We start from the raw sequence: 277 nt of genomic DNA, 5'->3' as shown, positions 1-277 counted from the left end.
GCCGCCGGTACGGGCGGGGCCACCAATGCGGGCGGCGCACCCGGCGCGGCCAGCACGGCCGGTGCGGCCGGTGCCGCCAGCGCCTGCCTGCCGGGCAGGGCGGGCGCCGCCGGTACGGGCGGGGCAGCCGGTGCCGCCGGCGCGGGTGGACCGGCCCGTGCCGGATTTCCGGGACGGGACGGCCGGGCGTGAGGCTCCCGGCCCTGGCGCGCCCCCGCCCCGCCCTGGCCGTCGCCGCGCTCGCGGTCGCGGCGCTTCCGTCCCTCGCCGCGCGGAC

This window comes from Streptomyces sp. B1866, assembly GCF_031932565.1.
Classification (GTDB): domain Bacteria; phylum Actinomycetota; class Actinomycetes; order Streptomycetales; family Streptomycetaceae; genus Streptomyces.
This window is presented reverse-complemented; position numbering follows the sequence as displayed.